Below are 21,567 nucleotides of genomic sequence, written 5' to 3' on the forward strand. Positions count from 1 at the left end.
CGACCCGAACACCGCCTCCTACGAGGTCACCGTCGAGCACCTCGCCGACTGGATCGCCACCCGCGGCTACGCCACCAGCTGACCCCGCGCACAACACCACACGACAAGGGCCGGACCCCACCACGGGGCCCGGCCCTTCGTCATGCCCGGATCAGGATTCGCTGCCCGCGCGCACCGGCTCGGCGTCCGGCGTCGGCTCGGCCGACTCGAACCGGTGGGCCCTGCGGCGTAGCCACCAGGTGCTGGCCAGGCCGGCGACCACCGCGAGGACCAGCCCGGCCCACGAGATGTCCTTGAGCCAGTGCTCGGCCGCCCGACCCACGGTGAACAGCAGGTACGTGGTGCCGAACGCCCAGACCAGCCCGCCAGCCGCGTTGGCCACCAGGAACCGCCGGTACGGCACGTGCAGCGCCCCGGCCAGCGGGCCGGCCAGGATCCGTAGCAGTGCCACGAACCGGCCGAAGAAGACTGCCCAGACGCCGTACCGGGCGAAGCTCTGTTCGGCCCGCGCGAGCTGTGGAGGACCGAGATGCCGGGGGAAGCGCCGGCCCAGTCGGGCCAGCAGCGGGCGGCCACCTCGGCGGCCCACCGCGTACCCGATGGAGTCGCCGACGATCGCGCCGGTGGCGGCGGCCGTGGCCACCCACTCCGGTTCCACGACGCCGGTGGCGGCGAGCAGCGCGGAGCTGACCAGGACGATCTCGCCGGGTAGTGGGACGCCCATGCTCTCCACGCCGATCACCCCGGCGACGAGCAGGTAGACCGCGATCGGTGGCAGCGACACGAGCCAGTGCTGGACGTCGAACACGGTGACCCCTTCCCCGGCCGGCCTCGAACCCTACCCGCGGCGGGTCGGGCCGACCTGCCCGTGCGGTGCGGGTGCCACACCCCGTAATGCGTCCTAGGAGGCTAGGGATAGGGGTGGAGCGCGGAGTGGACGCCGGGTTGCGGAACTAGCAAGACGGACGTACGGTTTTGTTGAGAGCGGAATCGGCGGTAAGTGTTACCTAACCTCGGCGGCACCCCGGCCGGTGCGACAGACTGCTCAGGACTACTCACGGTCGCTGGTGTGAAGGAGTACGACGTGGCGAGCCTCGACACCTTCGGTGCGAAGACCCAGCTACGCGTCGGAGACGCGAGCTACGAGATTTTCCGGATCGACAAGGTGGACGGCCACGCCCGGTTGCCGTACAGCCTGAAGATCCTGCTGGAGAACCTGCTGCGGACCGAGGACGGCGCGAACATCACCGCCGACCACATCCGCCAGCTCGGCGGGTGGGACTCCACCGCGGCCCCGAGCGTGGAGATCCAGTTCACCCCGGCGCGGGTGCTGATGCAGGACTTCACCGGCGTGCCCTGCGTGGTCGACCTGGCCACCATGCGCGAGGCGGTACGCGACCTGGGTGGCGACGCCACCAAGGTCAACCCCCTCGCCCCGGCCGAGCTGGTCATCGACCACTCCGTCATTGCCGACCTGTTCGGCCGCGCGGACGCCTTCGAGCGCAACGTCGAGCTGGAGTACGAGCGCAACAGGGAGCGTTACCAGTTCCTGCGCTGGGGCCAGACCGCGTTCAACGAGTTCAAGGTCGTCCCGCCGGGCACCGGCATCGTGCACCAGGTCAACATCGAGTACCTGGCCCGCACCATCATGGAGCGCAACGGCCAGGCGTACCCGGACACCGTGGTCGGCACCGACTCGCACACCACGATGGTCAACGGCCTGGGCGTGCTGGGCTGGGGCGTCGGCGGCATCGAGGCCGAGGCCGCGATGCTCGGCCAGCCGGTCAGCATGCTGATCCCCCGGGTCGTCGGCTTCAAGCTGCACGGCGAGATGCCGGCCGGCACCACCGCCACCGACCTGGTGCTGACCATCACCGAGATGCTGCGCAAGCACGGCGTGGTCGGCAAGTTCGTCGAGTTCTACGGCCCCGGCGTGAGCGCCGTGCCGCTGGCCAACCGCGCCACCATCGGCAACATGTCGCCCGAGTACGGCTCCACCGTGGCGATCTTCCCGATCGACGCCGAGACCGTCCGCTACCTGAAGCTGACCGGCCGGGACGAGGCGCAGGTCGCGCTCGTCGAGGCGTACGCCAAGGAGCAGGGCCTCTGGCACGACCCGGAGGCCGAGCCGGACTACTCCGAGCGGCTGGAGCTCGACCTGAGCACCATCGAGCCGTCCCTGGCCGGCCCGAAGCGCCCGCAGGACCGGGTGCCGCTGGGCAGCGCCAAGACGTTGTTCCGCTCGGCGCTGACCGACTACGTCGCCAACGACGAGGCCGGTGAGCGCGACCTCAAGCCGGGCGTGCCCCGCGAGCAGCTGCCGATCGGCGCCAACGGTCCCGCCGACGAGGCGAGCGCCGAGTCGTTCCCGGCCAGCGACCCGCCGGCCAACGAGTTCAGCGACCCGGCCGACGAGCCCCGCGACCTGGAGACGGCGGCGGTCGGCTCCGGCGGTCGGGCCAGCGACCCGATCCGGGTCACCGGCGCCGACGGCGTGGAGTACGAGCTGGACCACGGCGCCGTGGTGATCGCCGCGATCACCTCCTGCACCAACACCTCCAACCCGCAGGTGATGATCGGTGCCGCGCTGCTGGCCCGCAACGCGGTGGAGAAGGGCCTGACCCGCAAGCCGTGGGTCAAGACCACCCTGGCGCCCGGCTCCAAGGTCGTCATGGACTACTACGAGCGGGCCGGTCTCACCCCGTACCTGGACAAGCTCGGCTTCAACCTGGTCGGCTACGGCTGCACCACCTGCATCGGCAACTCCGGCCCGCTGCCGGAGGAGGTGTCCGCCGCGGTCAACGAGAAGGACCTCGCCGTCGTCTCGGTGCTGTCGGGCAACCGGAACTTCGAGGGCCGGATCAACCCGGACGTCAAGATGAACTACCTGGCGTCCCCGCCGCTGGTGGTCGCGTACGCGCTCGCCGGCACCATGGACATCGACCTCGCCAACGAGCCGATCGGCGAGGACAGCGAGGGCAACCCGGTCTACCTGCGCGAGATCTGGCCGAACAGCGCCGAGATCCAGGACGTCATCGCCCAGGCGATCGGCGCCACCGGGTTCAGCGCCGCGTACGCCGACGTCTTCGCCGGCGACGAGCGGTGGCAGTCGCTGCCCACCCCGACCGGTGACACCTTCGCCTGGGCGGACGACTCCACCTACGTGCGCAAGCCCCCGTACTTCGAGGGCATGCAGCAGGAGCCGAGCCCGGTGACCGACATCGCCGACGCCCGGGTGCTGGCCAAGCTGGGTGACTCGGTGACCACCGACCACATCTCGCCGGCCGGCTCGATCAAGGCCGACTCCCCCGCCGGGCGGTACCTCGCCGAGCACGGCGTGCCGCGGCACGAGTTCAACTCGTACGGCTCCCGCCGGGGCAACCACGAGGTGATGATCCGGGGCACCTTCGCCAACATCCGGCTGCGCAACCAGCTGGTGCCCGGGGTGGAGGGCGGCTTCACCGTCAACCACCTCACCGGCGAGCAGTCCTCGATCTACGACGCCTCCCAGGCCTACCAGGAGGCCGGCATCCCGCTGGTCATCCTGGCCGGCAAGGAGTACGGCTCGGGCTCGTCGCGCGACTGGGCGGCCAAGGGCACCATGCTCCTGGGTGTCCGGGCGGTCATCGCCGAGTCCTACGAGCGGATCCACCGCTCCAACCTGATCGGCATGGGCGTGCTGCCGTTGCAGTTCCCGCTGGACACCACCGCCGAGTCGCTCGGCCTCACCGGCACCGAGACGTTCACCATCACCGGGGTGACCGCGCTCAACGACGGCGAGGTCCCGCGCACGGTGACGGTCACCACCGACACCGGCGTCGAGTTCGACGCGGTGGTGCGGATCGACACCCCGGGCGAGGCGGACTACTACCGGCACGGCGGCATCCTGCAGTACGTGCTGCGCCGCATGATCGCCAACTGACGTACCGACGTCACCAGGGCCCCTGACCGCCGCAAGCGGTCAGGGGCCCTGCCGCGTTCCGGGACGCCCGGCTACGGCGCGAGTTCCACCGCCCGGCTCAACAGGGCACGCCGCTCGGCGGCGGAGTCCACCGCGTCGGCGGCCTGCCGGAACAGGGCGGCGGCACGCAGCCGGTCGCCCTGCCGGGCCACCAGGTCGGCCTCCACCGCCACGGCAAGTGGGTAGCCGTCCAGCCCGCCCCCGGCGCGGGCCGCGTCGAGCAGCGCCAACCCGGCGGCCGGGCCGTACGCGTAGCCGTGCGCGACGGCACGGTTGAGTGCCACCACCGGCGAGGGCCGGAGGGCGGTGAGCGCGTCGTAGGCCCCGGCGATCGCCGGCCAGTCGGTGGCCTCGGCGGACGCGGCGGTGGCGTGGCAGGCCGCGATCCGGGCCTGCCACGCGTACGGCCCGTCGTCGCGTACCCGGGCCAGCGCGTCCAGCGCCTCGGCGATCGCGGCCTGGTCCCACCGGCGGCGGTCCTGCCGCTCGAGCGTGAGCAGCGCACCGGCGGCGTCCCGGCGCGCCTCCCGGCGGGAGTGCTGGAACAGGAACAGCGCCAGCAGCGCGGCCACCTCGGACTGCGCCGGCATGAGCCGGTCGAGCAGCCGGGCCAGTCGGACCGCCTCGTCGGCGAACGCCGGCTCGCCGTCGGCGACGTAGCCCCTGGTGAAGAGCAGGTACAGCACGGCGAGTACGCCGGGCAGCCGCTCGGTCAGCGCCGGCCCACTGGGCACCCGGTACGGGATGCCGGCCTGCGCGATGCGCGTCCGGGCCCGGGTCAACCGCCGGGTCATGGTCGACTCACTGACCAGGAGGAGCCGGGCGATGGCGGCGGTCGGTACGCCGCAGACGGTTCGCAGCGTCAACGCCACCCGGGCGTCGATCGCGAGCGCCGGGTGGCAGCACGTGAAGATGAGTCGCAGCCGGTCGTCCACCACGTCCTCCCCCATCCCGTCCGAGGGTTCCGCGTCGACCGGCGTGAGCACCGCCAGGTCGTGCAGCTTGCGGCGCTCCACGGCGGCCCGGCGCAGCACGTCGACCGCCCGGTTGCGCGCCACCGTCATGAGCCACCCGCCCGGGTTGGCCGGCACGCCGTCGGTGGGCCAGCGTTCCAGGGCGACGGTCAGCGCCTCCTGGGCGCAGTCCTCGGCCAGCGCCCAGTCTCCGGTCACGCGGATCAGGGTCGCGACGATCCGGGTGTACGCCTCGGCGCCGGCGGCCGCGACGGCGTCCGCCGCCGCGGCCGTGCCGGTCACCGGGCCGGCGTCTCCGTGCCGCTCGGCGGCTCCGGCGCGGGTCATCCGGTCAGGCGGGCAGGCCGGCGTACGGGCGCAGTTCCAGCCGGCCGTGCCGAGCCATGGGGTGGGCCCGCGCCACCTCGATCGCCTCGTCGAGGTCGGCGCACTCGAGCAGGTCGAAGCCCACGATGACCTCCGTGGTCTCGGCGAACGGCCCGTCGGAGACGAGCAGTTCACCGCCGCGTACCCGCACCGTGGTGGCCGCGGTGGTGGGTGCCAGCGCGTCGCCGTGAACGCGGCGGCCCCGGGCGTCGTTCTCGGCCACCCACGCGTGGATGTCGGGGACGTCGGTCGGGTCGGTGTCCGGCTCGCTGTCGGTGCAGACGAACATCATGTACTTCATCTGGGCGCTCCCTGTTGTTTCCGGGTATCGCCAGCATGACGATCGGCCGTGGCCGTTCCGGACACCGGGTGCCGGAAAAGTTTCTCGCCGAACGTCGGTCAGTTCGCGCCGGCTGCGCGGCGGCGGGCCTCCCGGGTCTTCATGGCGTGCTCCATGAGCGTCACGAGCACCTCCTTGCTGGACTCCCGCTGGCGGGCGTCGCAGAGCAGCACCGGCACCCCCGGGTCCAGGTTCAGAGCGGCGTGCACCTCGTCGAGCCGGTACTGCCGTGACCCCTCGAAGCAGTTCACCGCGACGACGAACGGGGTGCCCCGGCCCTCGAAGTAGTCGATCGACGGGAAGCAGTCGGCCAGCCGGCGGGTGTCGGCCAGCACCACGGCCCCGATGGCCCCGAGCGCCAGTTCGTCCCAGACGAACCAGAACCGGTCCTGCCCCGGCGTACCGAACAGGTAGAGCACCAGGTCGTCGCTGATGGTGATCCGGCCGAAGTCCATCGCCACGGTGGTGGTGGTCTTGCCCTCCACCCCGGAGAGGTCGTCGATGCCGACCCCGGACTCGGTCAGCACCTCCTCGGTACGCAACGGTCGGGTCTCGCTCACCGCGCCGACCATGGTGGTCTTGCCCACGCCGAAGCCACCGGCGACCAGGATCTTGATCGCGGTGGGCAGTGGGGTCGCTCCCGCCGGCCGGTCAGAGTGCCCGTAGTCCATTGATTACCGCCTCGAAGATGCTGTTGTCGGGAAGACCGGCCGTGGTCTGCGGCTCGCGGACCTGAACCAGGCTGCGAGCCGCCAGGTCACCGAGGAGCACCCGGATGGTGCCCACCGGCAGGTCGAGATGGGCGGCGATCTCGGCGACGGACTGCATGCGCTGACACAGTCCGACGATCGCCAGGTGCTCCGGACCGAGGCCGACCTCCGGTGTGACGTCGGCTCGGGTCGCGGTGACCAGGGAGATCAGGTCGAACGTGCCGGTGACCGGGCGGGCCCGGCCGCGCGTCATCGCGTACGGGCGCACCACCGGACCCGCATGGTCATCCACCCACTGCTGGTCCGCGGACTCTCCCTGCACCGTCATGGCCGCTACTTCTCGCCGGCCGGCTGGTCGGCGCCGCGCGAGGGTGAGGCCACGTACTTGCCGACCCGGGTGACCAGCATCGCCATCTCGTACGCGATCAGGCCGACGTCGGCGTCCTCGCTGGCCAGGACCGCCAGGCAGGCGTTGCGGCCGGCCGCGGTGACGAACAGGAAGGACGACTGCATCTCGATGATGGTCTGCTGCACCTGCCCGCCGCCGAAGCGCTTGCCAGCCCCCCGGGCCAGGCTCTGGATGCCAGCCGCCATCGCCGCGAGGTGCTCGCCGTCGTCCCGGCTCAGCCCCTGCGAGGAGGCCATCAGCAGCCCGTCGGTCGAGAGCGCGACCGCATGCTCGGCCTGCTTCACCCGGCCCACCAGATCATCCAGCAACCACGTCAGGTCGGCACTCGAAGCCGTCTTCTGGCCCACTCGTCGTCCTCTTCTCCCCCGGCTGTTGTCGCCGTACTCGTCTGGGGCTGACCGTCACACCACGCGGAAACCCGGTTCGGTGCAGGTCAGGTAGTTTGCGGGTCCTCGTCGGTCGGCTCCGGCGGCGCGCCGGACGCGCCGCCGAGCAGTCGCGCCGCGTCGGTCCGACCGCGCCGGGTGCCGGTCTGGTAGGAGCTCATCATCCGGCGCACCTGCTCCGGCGGGCGTGCCACGTCCTCGTCTTCGGTTGTCTCGCTCGCCGCCGGGTCGTCGCGCAGCTCGGGCACGATGTTGGCCTGCCGGATCCGGACCGGCAGGCCGGAGCCGGTGCGGTCCGTCTCGGCCCGGGCCGGCATCGGCCCCCCGTCGCCGTCGGTGCCCGGCGTTCCGGCGCCGCCGCTGTCCGTCGGCCCGACCGCGGGCAGGCCGGTGGGCACCGTGGGGCCTTCCAGAGCCGGTTGGCCCGGGTCGCGCCGGGACCGGCTGGGCAGGTCCGGCGTCGCGGTGGCCGGCGTCGTCCTCTGTCGGGTGGGCAGGGCGGCCTCCACCTCTGTGCCGTCGGTCTGCGCGGTCGGGGTGCTGGTGTCGGCCGCCGACGGGGCGGCCGGGGTCACCGGCCGCGGTGCGTCCGGCGTGGCCGGGGAGGCCAACGCGACCGGCGCGAGGAGGGCCGGGCGGCCGGTGTCGGTGGGGCCGGTGGTCGGCGTCGAGGGCAGCGGGATGGCCGGCGAGCCGGCCTTGATCGCGCCGGAGTCGTCCGGGTCCACGCCGTTCCCGGTGACCAGCTCCAGCGGGATCAGCACCACGGCGGTGGTGCCGCCGTACGCCGACTCCTTGAGTCGTACCTTCACGCCGTGCCGCTCGGTCAGCCGGCTCACCACGTAGAGCCCGAGGCGGGCGGCGTTGGCGAGGTTCAGCTCGGACTGGTCGACGATCCGGTGGTTCGCCGCGGCCAGGTCCTCCTCGCTCATGCCGAGGCCCCGGTCCTCGATCTCGATGGCGAACCCGTTGGCCACCAGCTGACCGCGAACCTCCACCGTGGTGTGTGGCGGGGAGAACGACAGACCGTTCTCGATCAGCTCGGCGAGCAGGTGGATGATGTCGCCGACCGCGCGACCGGCGAGCGAGACCGGCCCGAGCGGCAGCACGTTGACCCGGGTGTAGTCCTCCACCTCGGCCACGGCGCCGCGCACCACGTCGACCATCGGCACGTTGCGCCGCCAGGCCCGGCCCGGCGTGGAGCCGGAGAGCACGATCAGGTTCTCCGCGTTGCGCCGCATCCGGGTGGCCAGGTGGTCGACCCGGAACAGGTCCTCCAGCTCCTCCGCGTCGTGTTCGCGCCGCTCCATGGCGTCCAGCAGGGTGAGCTGGCGGTGCACGAGCGCCTGGGTGCGCCGGGCCAGGCTGAGGAAGACCTCGCGGACGTTGCGGCGCAGCTCGGCCTGCTCGACGGCGGTGCGCAGCGCGGTCTCCTGCACCGCGTTGAAGGCCTTGCCGACCTGGCCGATCTCGTCGGTGCCGAACTCCAGCGGAGGCGCCTCGGTGGCCACGTCGACCTCCTCGCCGTGACCGAGCCGCTCCACCACCCGGGGCAGGCGCTCGTGGGCGAGCTGCCAGGCCGCCTGGCGCAGCCGCTCCAGTTGGCGCAGCAGGGTCCGGGCCGTGGTGATCGAGACGATGACGGAGGCGATGACGGCGAGCAGGCCCAGGCCCGTGGCGAGCACCAGCCGGACGACGACCATCACGGCGACACCGGTTGCCCGGCCCACGATGCCCTCGCCGCCGGCGGCCACCGCCTCGTTCACCTCGGCCAGCGCCGGCTCGACCGTGCCGCGCCACTGCTCGGCGCTGACCGGCAGCTGCGTCGCGGGTCGGCCCTCGCGGATGATCCCGTCCTGCACGGCGCGCAGCCGGGTGAACTCCTCGCCCGCCACGAGTTGCTGGTAGCGGCGCTCGTCGGCGTCGCCCAGGCGGGCGCGGGTCTCCTCACCGAGGAACCGCTCGGCGCCGACCAGGGCGACGTAGCGGGCGTACTCCGGCCCGCTCATCCGGCCGTTGCCGAACAGGCCGCTGAGCAGCGCGTCCTCCTGGGAGATCAGCTCCTTCATCCGGTTGAGCTGGATCAGGGCGGCCGCGTCGGCGGCGATCTCCTTGTCGTCCAGGCTGCCGGTGACGTCGTAGATCTGGAAGATCGACTCGATCGCGCCGGTGTACGCGTCGGCGGCGGCGATCCGGTCGATCGAGCGGCCCAGCACCGCCGCGCGGGTCTGCTCGAGCGCGTTGATCTGGGTGATCGACGTGGCCAGCTGGGTGTCGAGCGCCGAGCTGCCGGCCACGTCGACCTGCCAGTTGCGGACCGAGTCGGCGAAGTCGGCGGCCAGCTGTGCGGTCTTGCGCTGCTCGGCTTCCAGCGCCGCCCGCTGCTCTGCGTCGGGGTTGCTCAGGTACGCCTGCGTCAGCCGCCGCTCCAGCTGAAGCTCCTGGAGCAGCGGTTCACTCGGCGCATAGACCTTGCTGTTGAGCAACTGGACACCGAGAAGGTTGAAGCCGTCACGCAGGGTCACCCACGCCGCGAACATCCAGAGCGCGACAAGGGAGAGCAGCAGGGCGACAACCTTGGTGCGGATACTCGTACCGCGAGAACGCATTGAACCGTCCCAGGCAGGGCGTTGACTCAGCTCATCAACGGGTGATCATGGAGGGCGACGTCCCACCGCAGCGGGGCATACGGGGCTGAGGCTCTGCGTACGCTAGCAGTGTCCACACAACCCCTCAAGTTGTTGTTTTTGTTGCCCGGTAACCACAATCCACCACCGAACGGCCGAGACCCTCGGTGCGGATCGCGGCCAGCCGGCAGGCGGCGAGCACCGCGGAGCGGACGATCGCCAGTGGACAGTAAAGCTCCTTGCCGTACCACAGTGGAGGGTGGTCCCGGAGGGCCGGTTCGTGCAGGTAGGCGTGCCCGCGAGCCACCGCGTCGTCGACCCCCGCCACGGCTGTCGGCGCCGCCAGCAGGATCTGCAGGGCGTACGCCGTCTCCTCGACGGTGCCGACCCACCGCCCCCACGAGCCGTCGGCGCGTTGGGTCTCCAGCACCCAGCGCACCGCCCGCCGCACCGCGTCTGCCACCCCCGCGCCCCGGCCGAACTCCACCAGCGCCAGCACGCAGCAGGCGGTGGCGTAGTACGGCGAGGCGTGCCACCGGTCCTGCCAGCCACCATCGGCCCGCTGGTGCCCGGGCAGGACGACGCTGAGCCGGTCGACGGTCCGCCGGTACCGCGCGTCGGCGTCCGGGTGCGCGGCGAGGTGCTGGCCGAAGGCGTCGAGCACGTGCGCGTTGGTGGTGACCGAGAAACCGTCCTCGCTCCCCGGCCAGGTGCAGAAGCCGTCCGCGGTCTCGTACGCCCACAGGCCGGCCGGGTCGGCCGGGCGGCCGAGCCGGGCCAGCGCGTCCAGCGCCACCGACGTGGTGTCGGCGTCGGTGGGCAGGCCGTCGCCGGTGGCGATGCCCTCGGTGCCGGCGGCCCCGGTCAGGCTCTCCAGGACCGCTGCCGGCGGGTTGACGGCGACACCGGCGCGACGCAGCCCACTGAGCACCCACGCCCGTTCGAACACGGTGATCGGCGCCGGGCAGGGCACCGGGCCACCACCGTCGCGGATCAACTGCCGCAGGAAGGCGTGCGCGGCGGGGCCGGCGTCCGGGCCGGCCCTGGTCAGCCAGGTCGCGGTCGCGGCGGGCGACGCGCCCACGGCGGTGAGGGTGGGTCCGGCGTCGGCCGGCGTCGCGTCCAGCACCTCGTAGAAGTGGGCCAGCTTCGCCGGCAGCGGCACGCCGGCGACGACCGCCGCCCGCACGGCGTGCAGCCGGTCCGGGCCGAGCCCGGCGGGCAGCCCCAGCGGTGGGCGGGGCAGCCGCTCGGCGGTCGCCCGGTCCAGCCGCGTCAGTCGGGCGTTGATCGAGTCGACGAGCGCCGGGACGATGAGGTCCAGCGCCGGAGTGTCCGGCAGTGCCCGGGCGTCGGTGGCGAGCAGCATGCCGGTGAGCGCGCCCAGTCCACGCGCGACCGGCGTCACCAGGTCCGCCGGAGCCCCGCCGTCGGCCAGGGCGGCGAGCAGCGCGTCGGTGGCGCTCAGCGTGGGCACCAGCGCGTACCCCTCGGGCGGACCCCACGCGCCGTCGGTGCGTTGGGCGCGCAGCAGGAACCCGATCCGCTTCTGGTGCCCGGCCAGCCAGGGCGCGTCGGCGACCAGGCGGCCGGTCTCGTACACCGAGGAGGCGACCTGCCCCCAGGGCCGCAGTGCCAGGCCGGCGATCAGCTCGCGCGCCGCGTCGGTGGCCGGGTCGCCGCCGGTGGCCGGGTCGGCCAGCACCCGGTACGTGCGGTCACTCATCACGCACCCCCCAGAAGTCCGACACCTGGTAGAAGCCGCCGGTGAAGGAGATCTGGCGGTGCAGGTAGTCCGCCTGGCGCGGGCACCGCTCGCCGAGGGCGGCCAGCTCCGCCCGGGACCGGGCGGTCAGCTCGGCCAGTCGGGTGTGCACCTGTGCCGGATCGGCGACCAGCAGCAGCGCGTTCAGGTCGCCCCACTCGGCGTCCCGGCCGTGCGTGGCCAGGTCGTTGACCAGCCGCAGCACCCGCTGCACGCCACGCCCGACGGCCAGCAGGTCGGTCAACTGGGCGAGGGTGTCGTCGTCGCCGGTGGCGATCCAGTGGGTGACGTTGACGAAGGAGCAGGCGAGGTTGTCGGCGTTGTCCAGGTAGCCGTCGAGGTCCGGCAGGCGTTGCCCGGTGGCCGGGTCGGTCCGCAGCTTCTTCCAGTCCCACTCCCGGGCGACCGCGTCGAGCATCCGGGCCAGTTCGTCGCGCCAGACGGGCCGCAGCCGGGCGAAGGCCGGCACGGCGGCCAGGTCGTCGCGCAGGTCGGCCAGCAGCCGGGCCAGGTGCCGCCCCGGTGGTGGCGTGGCCCCGTCGGCCACCGCCAGGCAGTCGGTCACCACCGCCCGGACGTCGTCGGCGGACCGGGCGAGGTAGTCGACCTGCCAGTCGGCGGCGAAGACCCAGAGCAGGGTACGGGTGGTGATCCGCAGCTCGGCGGCGGTGTGCCAGGGCGCGGTGAAGGCGATCGCGGTGGCCACCGAGCTGAGCAGCGCCGGGTCGAACGGCCCGGCCGCGAAGAGCTCGGGGTGGGTGGCGGTGACGTCCTGCAGGTCGCGTACGCCACGCACGGCGAGTGCGGAGACCCGGCCCTGCTCGGCGACGGCGTCGTGATCGGTCTGCACCGGCCGCGGCGCCCCCGTCACGATGCGACCGGGCGTTCGACCGGGGTGAGGATCAGCTCGGCGCGCTGCTTGGGTTGCAGGGAGGCACCCATCCGCGGCGTCAGGTCGACCGGTTGGCGCAGCTGGAAGCGGTAGCGGCTCAGCACGGTGCTGACGATGAGCTGCGCCTCCAGCAGGAACAGGTACTGCCCGAGGCACTGGTGCGGGCCACCCCCGAACGGGAAGTAGGAGTAGCGGTAGGGCCGGCGGGGCCGCTCCGGGGCGAAACGCTGCGGGTCGAAGAGGTCCGGGTCGTCCCAGAACGTCGACATCCGCTGGGTGACGTACGGGCTGACCAGCACCGTGCCGCCGGCCTTGATCCGCACCCCGCCGAGCACGTCGTCGCCGACGGCGGTGCGGGGAATCATCCAGCCGGCCGGGTAGAGCCGCAGCATCTCGTCGAGCACCATCCGGCCGTAGCGCAGCTCGGGCAGATGCTCGCGGCGGACCCGGTCGGTGCCGACCACGCGCTCGATCTCGTCGGTCATCAACTCGGCCACGTCGGGCCGGGACGACAGCACCGGCCAGAGCCAGGAGAGCAGGGCGATGGTGGTCTCGGTGGCGGTGGAGAACATCGCCACCACGTCGCCGCGGATGGCGTACTCGTCGGGTTCGCGACCGTCGGCGCGGGGCCGGCAGAGGGTCGAGATGATGTCGTCGCCGTCGGTGGGCCGCGCCCGGGCTTCCCGGATGATCGGCAGCACGACGTCGTCGATGGTCCGCACCGCCTCGCGGAAGCGCCGGTCGCCGGGCATCGGCACGGCGTACGGCACGAAGGGCACCAGCAGGCGCGGGAGCATCGCGGTGGTGACGGTGTCCAGCGCGGCGCTGATCCGCAGCGCGTCCGGCACCGAGATCCGGTCGGCGAAGAGCACCCGCATGGTGGTGCGCAGCACGATCCGGGTCAGTTCGGCGCCGCCGTCGATCGGGCGGCCCTCGCGGGCCGGCTCCAGCCACTCGTCGACCGCCTCGTTGATCGCCTCGGCCATCCTGTCGACCAGTGTCTCGGCGCGCTTGGCGGTGAACAGCGGTTGCAGCGCTCCCCGGCTGGACTCCCAGACCGCACCCTCGGCGACCAGGATGGCGTCGCCCACGATCCGGCGGACCGGCCGCCAGAGCAGTCCGTCCCCGTCACGGGTGTAGTTGGCAACGTTGTCCCGCAGCACTCTCTGCAGGTGCTCGGGGTGACTGACCAGGTAGGGGCGGAACGAGCCGAGGTTCAGCCGGACGACCTCGCCGGCGGCGTCGTCCGCGAAGCCCACCAGGGCGCCCAGCGGGTCGCGGGCCAGCGCGGGCAGGACGCGACGAAGCGGGATCATCCGGGGTTCGGTGCTGACGGGGGCGGGGCCGGCATCGGACACCTGGGACATCGAAACCACGTCTCCTCGTCGTACCGCTGGCCGGAGCGGTCCACTTCGGCCAGTCGGGACTGTGGAACTTCCACCTTCTGGGCGACGGAAGCATCTCACCAAATGCGAAGCACCTCCAGACCTGTGTTCGTGGAGATTCCCTCGCCGGGCCGGGCTCCCACCGGCGGACGCGGCCTCTGTCAGTCCTGAGTGGATGCTCAGGAAGGCTTCCGCCGCAGGTCGGGCAGCACCCCGCCCGCACGGCCCGGGCGAGCTGCCCGGGCGGCCGTCAGCGCCGAGGGACCGGGACACCGGGGCCACCGGGCGACGCCCCGACCGGCCACGACCGTGACGTGACCGGGGACGCACCGGTACCCCCGAATCCGGGCGATGCCGGGCACCCTGTGCCAGGCTCTGTGGCATGGACGACAAGACCATCCTGAACCGGATCTCCGAGCTGGTCGACGAGGAACACAAGCTGCGCGCGGCGGCCCAGGCCCACGAGTCGGGCACCGAGGGCGAGGCCAGCGAGCGGCTGCGCGACCTGGAGGAGTCCCTCGACCAGTGTTGGGACCTGCTGCGCCGCCGCCGGGCCGCCCGACAGACCCACGGCGACCCGGACTCCCAGGGCGAACGCCCCAAGCCCGAGGTGGAGCGCTACCTGCAGTGACCCGCGCGGGCGGGTCGGACGGCCAACCCGGCCGTCCGACCCGTCGGCGTCAGCGGATGCCCGCCTCGCGCAGCAGCTCCCCGGTCAGCGTGCCGGGATCGACCTGCTCGGCGGGCAGCCCCCGGGCCACGAACCAGGCGCCGACGACCCGCACGTCGCGGGCCAGGAACTCTGGTCCCTGCGGGTTCGCCACCACGTCGACCACCTGCGGCAGGTCGATCACCACCAGCCGGCCCCGGTGCACGAGCAGGTTGTACGGCGACAGGTCGCCGTGCGCGTAGCCGGCCCGGGCCAGCACCCGCAGCGCCTCCACCAGTTGCGCCCAGAGGTCGCGCAGCTCGGCAGGGCCGGGCCGAAGCTGAGCCAGCCGGGGTGCGGCCTGCCCCGACTCGGCGTCGCCGACGAACTCCAGCATCAGCTCGGTGCCGCGTAGCTGCACCGGGTACGGCACCGCGATCCGGTCGTGCCCGGCACCGATCTCCCAGAGCCGGGCCAGGGCGTCGAACTCGGCCGCCGCCCACTGCCCGGCGATCATCTGCCGGCCGAAGGCGGTCCGGCCGGCCATCGCCCGGTTCTCTCGGGACCGGCGCACGCGGCGGCCCTCCAGGTAGCCGGCGTCCCGGTGGAACAGCCGGTGCTCGGCGTCCCGGTACCGCTTGACCGCCAGCAGGCACGACCGGTCGGTGTCGGGCACCGCCCGGCGGACCAGGTGTACGTCCGCCTCCTTGCCGGTCTTCAGCACACCGAGCTCGGTGTCCTTGGCGGCCAACTCGGTGACCAGCCAGTCCGGGTACGGCTGCGGCCCGTGCACGGCGTCGTCCCAGGACGACCAGCGGTCGCCGGTGTCCGGGTCGGGTTCGCCGTCGGGGTCCGCGGGCGGCTCGGTGGGCCGCCCGCGCTTCAGAAACTGCGGTTCGTCGTCGTCAAAGCGGCTCCTGCCGCGGCTCCGGCGCTCAAGCGCCGGAAGGTCGTGATCGCGCACTGTGGTGAGGTTCCCTTGGTCGAGGCTGATGAAGGCAGCTGGAAGCGACCTGCGAAGACGGCCATGACCGACCCCCTCTCCTCGACCGGGCGCACGCCCGGGGTGCACGATGCGCCGACAATGCTCGCCGCCGACACGGCAGCGGTCAACCGAATTACCGAAGCGCGACTGGTCAGCCCGCGAGCACGGTGGCAACGGCGGCGATCAGCCCGTCCACGGTGCGGCTGGGCGCGAACCGGACGTCGGACCAGGTACGCCCCCGGTGCAGCCAGACACTGGGCAGCCCGACCGCGGCGGCGCCGCCGATGTCCGCCTCCGGGCTGTCGCCGACCACCCAGGCGCCGCGCAGCGGCATCCGGACCCGCTGCGCGGCGAGCGCGAAGATGCGCGGGTTGGGCTTGCTGACCCCGGCCTCCTCGGAGATGACCCAGTCCGCGACGTAGCGGTCCAGGCCGGTCTGGCGGATCTTGGCGTCCTCCACCCGTACCGTGCCGTTGCAGACCACCACCGGAACCCAGCCGGCGTCGTCGGCGATCCGCAGCGCGCAGGCGGTCAGCGGATCGAGGCGGGTCTGTGCCACGACCCCGTCGTGCAGCTCCTCCACCAGGTCGATCGAGGGCATACGCAGCTCGTAGCGGTCCCGGATGGCGTCGGCCAGGTCCCAGCGATCGGTCAGCCCGTCGGCGTCGATCGAGATCAGCCAGTCGATGTCGGTGGAGGGCGCGCCGATGCCGTCCAGGAAACGCTCACCCCAGCGGCGGAACGGCCCAGCCCGATCCAGCAGGGTGTTGTCCAGGTCCAGCAGGAGCAGTGGCACTCGGGCACCCTACGGGACCGACGTGTCCGCCAACAGACCCGCCGGTATCGACCTGACGACGGGGCTCAGCCCGTCAGCGACACCCGCGGACCGCCCTGGTGCGGCAACCGATCGGCGAGCATCGAATGGGCCGCGCGGGTGGCCGCCAGCTCGGCCGGATCCAGCGTCCCTACCAGGACCGAGGTGCCCTCGTCGGCGCCCCGGGCAAGCGCCCGTCCCTGCGGGTCGTAGATCGCCGCACCGCCGTTGAACCGCCACGGGTCGGCACCCCCGACGGCGTTGGCGAAGACCACGAACATGGTGTTGTCCAGGGCGCGCGCGGCGTAGTACAGGTCCCGGCGGTGCTCGGAGCCGGCCAGGTAGCCGCTGGGACACAGGTAGCCGTGCGCGCCGTCGAGAGCGGCGGCCCGGCCGTGCTCGGGGAAGCAGCCGTCGTAGCAGATGCCCAACCCGAGCCGCCAGTCGTCGACGAGCAGCGTGGCTCCCCACCCGCCGGGGACGAACAGCTCGCGCTCGTCGCCCCACAACTGCTGCTTGTCGTACCCGACGCGCACGGTGCCGGCCCGGTCGACCACCAGGGCGGCGATGGTCCGCCGGCCGTCCGGGTGCCGGACCGCGGCGCCGACCAGCACGGTGACGCCGGCCTCGCGCGCCGCCGCGCGCAACGGGTCGAGCCGGGGGTCGGCGACCACTCCGGCCGGGTCGGCCGCGACGTCGGTGCCGGCCGGGTCGGCCGCGAGGGTCGGCGGGTGGTACGCGCAGAGGTACAGCTCGGGCAGGACGGCGACCCGGGCGCCCTGCCCACCGGCCCGGCGGACCAGGTCGGCGGCGGCGACCGCGTTGCCGGCGACGTCACCGGGCGTGGGGGTGGCCTGGACGGTGGCCACGGTCAGCGGAGCGGCGGGCACGGTGCGGGGCGGGGTCACGGGGCGATGGTAGCGGTGAGCCGTCCCGCGGCATACCAAGCCGTACGTACGGTTTGCACGGCCCGGGGTGACCTGCGACGATCGACGCGTGCCCAGAGTAAGCCAGGATCAGCTCGACGCGCGCCGGCAGGAGATCCTCGCCGCCGCGCGGGCGTGTTTCGCCCGGCTCGGCTACGAGGGGGCGACCGTCCGGCGCCTCGAGGAGGCCACCGGGCTCTCCCGGGGCGCCATCTTCCACCACTTCCGCGACAAGGACTCGCTCTTCCTCGCCGTGGCCGAGGACGACGCCGCCGCCATGGTCGAGACGGTGGCACGCAACGGCCTGGTCCAGGTGATGCGCGATCTCCTGGCCCGCGCGGTCTCCCCGGACACAACCGGCTGGCTCGGCAGTCAGCTGGAGGTCTCCCGCCGCCTGCGCACCGACCCGGCGTTCGCCAAGCGGTGGGCGGAGCGTTCCGCCGCCATCGCGGAGGCGACCCGGGACCGGCTGGCCCGCCAGCGCGACGCCGGCGTGCTGCGCGAGGACGTACCGATCGACGTGCTGGCCCAGTTCCTGGAGCTGGCCTACGACGGCCTGGTGCTGCACCTGGCGATGGGCCGGCCCGCCGGCGAGATGGGTCCGGTGCTCGACCTCGTCGAGGAGGCCGTCCGCCGTCGCTGAGCGGGCCGCCCCGCCGGACGTGGCGGCGCTGCTCCACAATGGGGCCGCCGATCCCTGCGGCGACAGGAGCAGCCGATGATCGATCTCGCCTCGTCGGGCGACACCTGGGGCATCCCCGGCCCGACCTTCCTCCGGCTCTACCTGCTGGCGACCGCCGTGGTGGTGGCGCTCGCGGTCTTCTACCGGGTCCGTCCGGGGGCCGGCTCCACGGACACCAGCGCCGGGCCGCTCGGCCCGCAACAGGTCGCGTACCTCAACGGCGGGCCGCGCCTCGCGGTGCACGCCGCCGTCGGCGGTCTGCGCAGCAGTGGCGCGATCGGCGTGGGACCGGATCGTCGGCTGCTCACCACCGGCCCGACGCCGTCCGGGCTCACCCCGCTGGACCAGGCCATCCACTGGGCCGCCCACCAGCGGGCCCGGGCCGGTGACCTGCCGCAGGAGCGGCGGGTCCGCGAGGCGCTCGACCAGCTCCGGGCCGGCCTGGAGCAGCGCGGGCTGCTGCGGAGCAAGGCGCAGCATGACACCGCCCGCCGCTGGGCGGGGTTCGTGCTGGCCCTGCTGGGCCTCGGCGTCATCCGGGTGGTCTCCGGCCTGTTCAACGACCGGCCGGTGGGTTACCTGATGCTCGCCCTGATCCCGGTCCTCGTCGCCGCGCTGCTGCTGCGCCGGGTGCCGGAGCGCACCCGCGCCGGCCGCGCCGCCCTGCGCGACGTGCGCCGCCAGCACACCCACCTGGCCCCCGCCTCCGCGCCGGCGTTCGCCACGTACGGGGCGGCCGGCGCGGCGATGGGTGTGGCCCTGTTCGGCACCGCCTCGCTCTGGGCACTCGACCCGGGTTTCGCCGAGCAGGCCGAGATCCAGCGCCAGGCGGCGTCCGGCGGCTGGTCGGGCTCCAGCGGCGGGACGTCGGGCGACGGCGGGGGCAGCTCGTGCAGTGGTGGCAGCTCGTGCGGCGGTGGCGGCGGCTGCGGCGGTGGTGGGGGGTGCGGCGGATGACGGGACCGTCCGGCGTCGGCATCGGCTGGCGGCCGGAGATCGCCGGCTTCGTGGCCGAGCTGCCTGGGCTGCGCTTCGTCGAGGTGGTGGCCGAGTCGGTGCCGGCGAAGGGGCCGCTCCCGTCGGGCCTGGCGCAACTGCGCGAGCGCGCCGTGACCGTCGTACCGCACGGGGTGCGGCTCTCCCTCGGCGGCGCCGAGCCGGTCGACCCGGCCCGCGTCGCCCACCTGGCCGCGGTGGCGCAGCGGGTCGACGCCCCGCTGGTCAGCGAGCACATCGCCTTCGTCCGGGCCGGCGGCCTGGAGGCCGGGCACCTGCTGCCGCTGCCGCGCAGCCGGGAGGCGGTCGACGTGGTCTGCGCCAACGTGGCCCGGGCGCAGGCCGAGCTGCCGGTGCCCCTCGCGCTGGAACCCATCGCCGCGCTGGTCGACTGGCCCGACGACGAGCTGGACGAGGCCGACTTCCTCACCGAGATCCTCGACCGGACCGGGGCGCTGCTGCTGCTCGACGTCGCCAACGTGTACGCCAACGCCCGCAACCGGGGCACCGACCCGCTCACGCTGCTGGACCGGCTGCCGCTCGACCGGGTCGCCTACGCGCACGTCGCCGGTGGCGCCGAACACGGCGGCTACTACCACGACACGCACACCGACCCCGTGCCGCCACCGGTGCTGGAGCTGGTCGGCGCGCTCTGCGCCCGCCGTCGACCGCCGGCGCTGCTGCTGGAGCGCGACGGCGGCTACCCACCGGCGGCCGCGCTCCGCTCCGAACTGGACGCCCTGGCCGCCACCGCGGGCTTCCCGGCCGTGACATGACCGACGCCTCCCCGCCCACCAGCGCTCCCGGGAGCGATCCGCACAGCGGCCGTCTCGCCGAGCGGCAGGCGGAGCTGGTCGCGGCACTCGTCGCCGGGGGTCCCCCGCCGGCCGGGTTCGCCCCGGGTCCGCTGGCCGCCACCCGGGCGGCGCTGCTCCGCAAGCGGGCCGGCGAGGTCGCCCGGCACTGGCCGTTGCTCGCCGCCGGCCTCGGCGCCCGCTGGGCCACGACCTTCGCCCGCTGGGCCGCCGACCGCCCCACCGCGGGGTCGCTGCGCGACGGATGGGACCTCGCCCGGGCACTGCACGAGCGGGGGGTGCTGCCCCCGGCGGGCGCGGACGAGCTGGCCGTCCGGGAGGCGGGTCTGCGCTACGACGGGCGACGGGCGCCGCGTCCGCGCCGGCTGCCGGCGGTGACCCGCGCCGACGGCGCCGTCGCGGTGCAGATCGCCGGTCGGGTACGCCTGCTGCGCCCCGCTCCGCGCCCACCGGCGCCGCCCCACGCCGATGGCGACGGTGCGGCGGATGCGGCAGGATCGGCGGCATGGATCTCGGACTGACCGATCGGGTGTACGTACTCACCGGCGCCTCCCGCGGCCTGGGTCACGCGACCGCTCAGTGCCTCGTCGCCGACGGTGCCCGGGTGGTGCTCTCGGCCCGGGACGCCGACGCGGTGGCCGCCGCCGCCCAGCGGCTGGGCGGACCGGAGCGGGCCGTCGGGCTGGCCGCGGACCTGACCGACCCGAAAACCCCCGGGCAGCTCGTCGCGGCGGCCCGGGAACACTTCGGCCGGCTCGACGGCGCACTGATCTCGGTCGGCGGGCCGCCGGCGGGCAAGGCGGCGCAGATCAGCGACGAGCAGTGGCGGCAGTCCTTCGAGACCGTCTTCCTGGGCACCGTCCGGGCGGTACGCACGGTCGCCGACGCGCTGCCCGAGGGCGGCGCGATCGGGCTGGTCCTCTCCACCTCGGCCCGTGGCCCGGTGCCCGGGCTCGGCATCTCCAACGGTCTGCGGCCCGGTCTGGTCGGAGTCGCCAAGGACGTCGCCGACGACTACGGCCCACGCGGCGTACGGGTCGTCGGCCTGCTGCCCGGCCGGATCCTGACCGACCGTAACCGGGAGCTCTTCGCCGCCACCGGTGACCCGGAGCGGGCCCGCGCCGAGGCGGAGGCCACCATCCCGCTCCGGCGCATCGGCGACCCGGCCGAGTTCGGGCGGGTGGCCGCGTTCGTGCTCTCCCCCGCCGCGAGCTACCTGACCGGCATCACCGTGCCGGTCGACGGTGGCGCGCTGCGCGGGCTGTGACGCCCGAGCCGCGCCGGCGGGACAGCGACAATGCCGGGCATCCCCGGCCGACCCGCGCGGAGCTGGCCGCCGCAGCGGACCGGACCATCCCGGACGTTCTCGCGCCGAGGCTCGCGGTGCTCTTCGTCGGCATCAACCCCGGTCTCTGGTCGGCGGCCACGGGCTGGCACTTCGCCCGACCCGGCAACCGGTTCTGGCCGGCGCTGCACCAGGGCGGGTTCACCCCCCGGCTGCTGCACCCGAGCGAGCAGGACGAGCTGCCCGCCCTCGGGCTCGGCATCACCAACATGGCCGCCCGGGCCAGCGCCCGCGCGGACGAACTGAGCGCCGCCGAGCTGCTCGACGGCGCCGCGATCCTGACCGCCAAGGTGACCCGGTACCGGCCGCGCTGGGTGGCGGTGGTGGGGGTGACGGCGTACCGGGTCGGGTTCGGCCGGCCGAAGGCCACCTTCGGCCCGCAGCCGGAGCCGCTGGCCGGGGCGCGGCTGTGGGTGCTGCCCAACCCGAGCGGCCTGAACGCGCACTTCACGCCGGTCACCCTGGGCGCCGCGTTCGCCGAACTGCGCGTCGCGACCGGCCTGCCCGACCGCCGCCCGGCCTAGAGCCGGCGGCGGCCGG

Annotated in this window: 21 protein-coding genes; 8 read left to right on the plus strand and 13 right to left on the minus strand. The window is 73.7% G+C overall.

Annotation, left to right across the window (positions count from 1 at the left end; genetic code table 11):
- Nucleotides 1–151: 151 nt before the first annotated feature.
- Nucleotides 152–808 (minus strand): DedA family protein, encoded by a 657-nt coding sequence (locus M8C17_RS30980; RefSeq protein WP_252420221.1) that lies wholly within the window; start codon nucleotides 806–808, stop codon nucleotides 152–154.
- A 261-nt stretch (nucleotides 809–1,069) separates the two neighbouring features.
- Between M8C17_RS30980 and M8C17_RS30985 the strand changes: the two genes are divergently transcribed.
- Entirely contained in the window at nucleotides 1,070–3,922 is a 2,853-nt protein-coding gene (locus tag M8C17_RS30985; protein WP_252420223.1) for an aconitate hydratase, read from the plus strand.
- Nucleotides 3,923–3,993: 71 nt separating this feature from the next.
- On the opposite strand, the gene M8C17_RS30990 is transcribed toward M8C17_RS30985, so the two are convergent.
- The 9 genes from M8C17_RS30990 to M8C17_RS31030 form a co-directional block, all read right to left on the minus strand.
- Nucleotides 3,994–5,262, minus strand: coding sequence for an RNA polymerase sigma factor (locus tag M8C17_RS30990; protein ID WP_252420225.1), 1,269 nt, complete (start codon nucleotides 5,260–5,262; stop codon nucleotides 3,994–3,996).
- A gap of 4 nt (nucleotides 5,263–5,266) precedes the next feature.
- Nucleotides 5,267–5,602, minus strand: a complete 336-nt coding sequence (locus M8C17_RS30995) for a YciI family protein (protein WP_252420227.1) — start codon at nucleotides 5,600–5,602, stop codon at nucleotides 5,267–5,269.
- Between the two features lie 98 nt (nucleotides 5,603–5,700).
- Complete coding sequence (locus M8C17_RS31000; protein ID WP_252420229.1) at nucleotides 5,701–6,312, minus strand: ATP/GTP-binding protein; 612 nt, start codon at nucleotides 6,310–6,312, stop codon at nucleotides 5,701–5,703.
- Nucleotides 6,293–6,679 carry a DUF742 domain-containing protein gene (locus tag M8C17_RS31005; RefSeq protein WP_252420231.1) on the minus strand — a complete coding sequence of 129 codons (387 nt, stop codon included), beginning with the start codon at nucleotides 6,677–6,679 and terminating at the stop codon, nucleotides 6,293–6,295. The genes M8C17_RS31000 and M8C17_RS31005 overlap by 20 nt, the downstream gene beginning before the upstream one ends.
- A 5-nt stretch (nucleotides 6,680–6,684) precedes the next feature.
- Complete coding sequence (locus M8C17_RS31010; protein ID WP_252420233.1) at nucleotides 6,685–7,107, minus strand: roadblock/LC7 domain-containing protein; 423 nt, start codon at nucleotides 7,105–7,107, stop codon at nucleotides 6,685–6,687.
- 86 nt (nucleotides 7,108–7,193) lie between these two features.
- Complete coding sequence (locus M8C17_RS31015; protein WP_252420235.1) at nucleotides 7,194–9,755, minus strand: nitrate- and nitrite sensing domain-containing protein; 2,562 nt, start codon at nucleotides 9,753–9,755, stop codon at nucleotides 7,194–7,196.
- Nucleotides 9,756–9,879: 124 nt separating this feature from the next.
- Entirely contained in the window at nucleotides 9,880–11,499 is a 1,620-nt protein-coding gene (locus M8C17_RS31020; protein ID WP_252420236.1) for a prenyltransferase/squalene oxidase repeat-containing protein, read from the minus strand.
- The gene (locus M8C17_RS31025; RefSeq protein ID WP_252420237.1) at nucleotides 11,492–12,409 is read right to left on the minus strand and encodes a terpene synthase family protein; all 918 of its coding nucleotides are present in this window, start codon (nucleotides 12,407–12,409) and stop codon (nucleotides 11,492–11,494) included. Before M8C17_RS31025 ends, M8C17_RS31020 begins: the two co-directional genes overlap by 8 nt.
- Nucleotides 12,406–13,743 (minus strand): cytochrome P450, encoded by a 1,338-nt coding sequence (locus M8C17_RS31030; protein ID WP_252420259.1) that lies wholly within the window; start codon nucleotides 13,741–13,743, stop codon nucleotides 12,406–12,408. The genes M8C17_RS31025 and M8C17_RS31030 overlap by 4 nt, the downstream gene beginning before the upstream one ends.
- A 454-nt stretch (nucleotides 13,744–14,197) precedes the next feature.
- Between M8C17_RS31030 and M8C17_RS31035 the strand changes: the two genes are divergently transcribed.
- Nucleotides 14,198–14,446, plus strand: a complete 249-nt coding sequence (locus tag M8C17_RS31035) for a DUF2630 family protein (protein WP_121656561.1) — start codon at nucleotides 14,198–14,200, stop codon at nucleotides 14,444–14,446.
- A 49-nt stretch (nucleotides 14,447–14,495) separates the two neighbouring features.
- On the opposite strand, the gene M8C17_RS31040 is transcribed toward M8C17_RS31035, so the two are convergent.
- From M8C17_RS31040 to M8C17_RS31050, 3 genes are all read right to left on the minus strand, one after another.
- Nucleotides 14,496–15,428 carry a serine protein kinase RIO gene (locus tag M8C17_RS31040; RefSeq protein ID WP_252420238.1) on the minus strand — a complete coding sequence of 311 codons (933 nt, stop codon included), beginning with the start codon at nucleotides 15,426–15,428 and terminating at the stop codon, nucleotides 14,496–14,498.
- Between the two features lie 172 nt (nucleotides 15,429–15,600).
- Complete coding sequence (locus M8C17_RS31045; protein ID WP_252420239.1) at nucleotides 15,601–16,245, minus strand: HAD family hydrolase; 645 nt, start codon at nucleotides 16,243–16,245, stop codon at nucleotides 15,601–15,603.
- A 65-nt stretch (nucleotides 16,246–16,310) separates the two neighbouring features.
- On the minus strand, nucleotides 16,311–17,171 hold the full coding sequence (locus tag M8C17_RS31050; protein WP_252420240.1) for a carbon-nitrogen hydrolase family protein: 861 nt from the start codon (nucleotides 17,169–17,171) through the stop codon (nucleotides 16,311–16,313).
- 88 nt (nucleotides 17,172–17,259) lie between these two features.
- Between M8C17_RS31050 and M8C17_RS31055 the strand changes: the two genes are divergently transcribed.
- The 6 genes from M8C17_RS31055 (at nucleotide 17,260) to mug (ending at nucleotide 21,551) form a co-directional block, all read left to right on the plus strand.
- Complete coding sequence (locus M8C17_RS31055) at nucleotides 17,260–17,832, plus strand: TetR/AcrR family transcriptional regulator (protein ID WP_252420241.1); 573 nt, start codon at nucleotides 17,260–17,262, stop codon at nucleotides 17,830–17,832.
- Between the two features lie 75 nt (nucleotides 17,833–17,907).
- Entirely contained in the window at nucleotides 17,908–18,828 is a 921-nt protein-coding gene (locus M8C17_RS31060) for a TIGR04222 domain-containing membrane protein (RefSeq protein ID WP_252420242.1), read from the plus strand.
- On the plus strand, nucleotides 18,825–19,643 hold the full coding sequence (locus M8C17_RS31065; RefSeq protein WP_252420243.1) for a DUF692 domain-containing protein: 819 nt from the start codon (nucleotides 18,825–18,827) through the stop codon (nucleotides 19,641–19,643). The genes M8C17_RS31060 and M8C17_RS31065 overlap by 4 nt, the downstream gene beginning before the upstream one ends.
- Entirely contained in the window at nucleotides 19,640–20,203 is a 564-nt protein-coding gene (locus tag M8C17_RS31070; protein WP_252420245.1) for a hypothetical protein, read from the plus strand. The genes M8C17_RS31065 and M8C17_RS31070 overlap by 4 nt, the downstream gene beginning before the upstream one ends.
- Nucleotides 20,188–20,949, plus strand: a complete 762-nt coding sequence (locus M8C17_RS31075) for an SDR family oxidoreductase (protein WP_252420247.1) — start codon at nucleotides 20,188–20,190, stop codon at nucleotides 20,947–20,949. The genes M8C17_RS31070 and M8C17_RS31075 overlap by 16 nt, the downstream gene beginning before the upstream one ends.
- Nucleotides 20,946–21,551: a G/U mismatch-specific DNA glycosylase gene (gene mug, locus M8C17_RS31080; protein ID WP_252420248.1), complete on the plus strand. Its 606-nt coding sequence runs from the start codon at nucleotides 20,946–20,948 to the stop codon at nucleotides 21,549–21,551. Before M8C17_RS31075 ends, mug begins: the two co-directional genes overlap by 4 nt.
- Nucleotides 21,552–21,567: the final 16 nt, after the last annotated feature.

It is taken from the genome of Micromonospora sp. RHAY321 (genome assembly GCF_023896955.1).
Lineage (GTDB): Bacteria > Actinomycetota > Actinomycetes > Mycobacteriales > Micromonosporaceae > Micromonospora.

Excerpts from the sequence above, each read along its gene's own strand:
- M8C17_RS30990 (WP_252420225.1), bottom strand. The coding sequence starts at position 5,262 with ATGACCCGCGCCGGAGCCGCCGAGCGGCACGGAGACGCCGGCCCGGTG.
- M8C17_RS30995 (WP_252420227.1), bottom strand. The coding sequence starts at position 5,602 with ATGAAGTACATGATGTTCGTCTGCACCGACAGCGAGCCGGACACCGAC.
- M8C17_RS31000 (WP_252420229.1), bottom strand. The coding sequence starts at position 6,312 with ATGGACTACGGGCACTCTGACCGGCCGGCGGGAGCGACCCCACTGCCC.
- M8C17_RS31005 (WP_252420231.1), bottom strand. The coding sequence starts at position 6,679 with ATGACGGTGCAGGGAGAGTCCGCGGACCAGCAGTGGGTGGATGACCAT.
- M8C17_RS31015 (WP_252420235.1), bottom strand. The coding sequence starts at position 9,755 with ATGCGTTCTCGCGGTACGAGTATCCGCACCAAGGTTGTCGCCCTGCTG.
- M8C17_RS31020 (WP_252420236.1), bottom strand. The coding sequence starts at position 11,499 with ATGAGTGACCGCACGTACCGGGTGCTGGCCGACCCGGCCACCGGCGGC.
- M8C17_RS31035 (WP_121656561.1), top strand. The coding sequence starts at position 14,198 with ATGGACGACAAGACCATCCTGAACCGGATCTCCGAGCTGGTCGACGAG.
- M8C17_RS31060 (WP_252420242.1), top strand. The coding sequence starts at position 17,908 with ATGATCGATCTCGCCTCGTCGGGCGACACCTGGGGCATCCCCGGCCCG.
- M8C17_RS31065 (WP_252420243.1), top strand. The coding sequence starts at position 18,825 with ATGACGGGACCGTCCGGCGTCGGCATCGGCTGGCGGCCGGAGATCGCC.
- M8C17_RS31070 (WP_252420245.1), top strand. The coding sequence starts at position 19,640 with ATGACCGACGCCTCCCCGCCCACCAGCGCTCCCGGGAGCGATCCGCAC.
- M8C17_RS31075 (WP_252420247.1), top strand. The coding sequence starts at position 20,188 with ATGGATCTCGGACTGACCGATCGGGTGTACGTACTCACCGGCGCCTCC.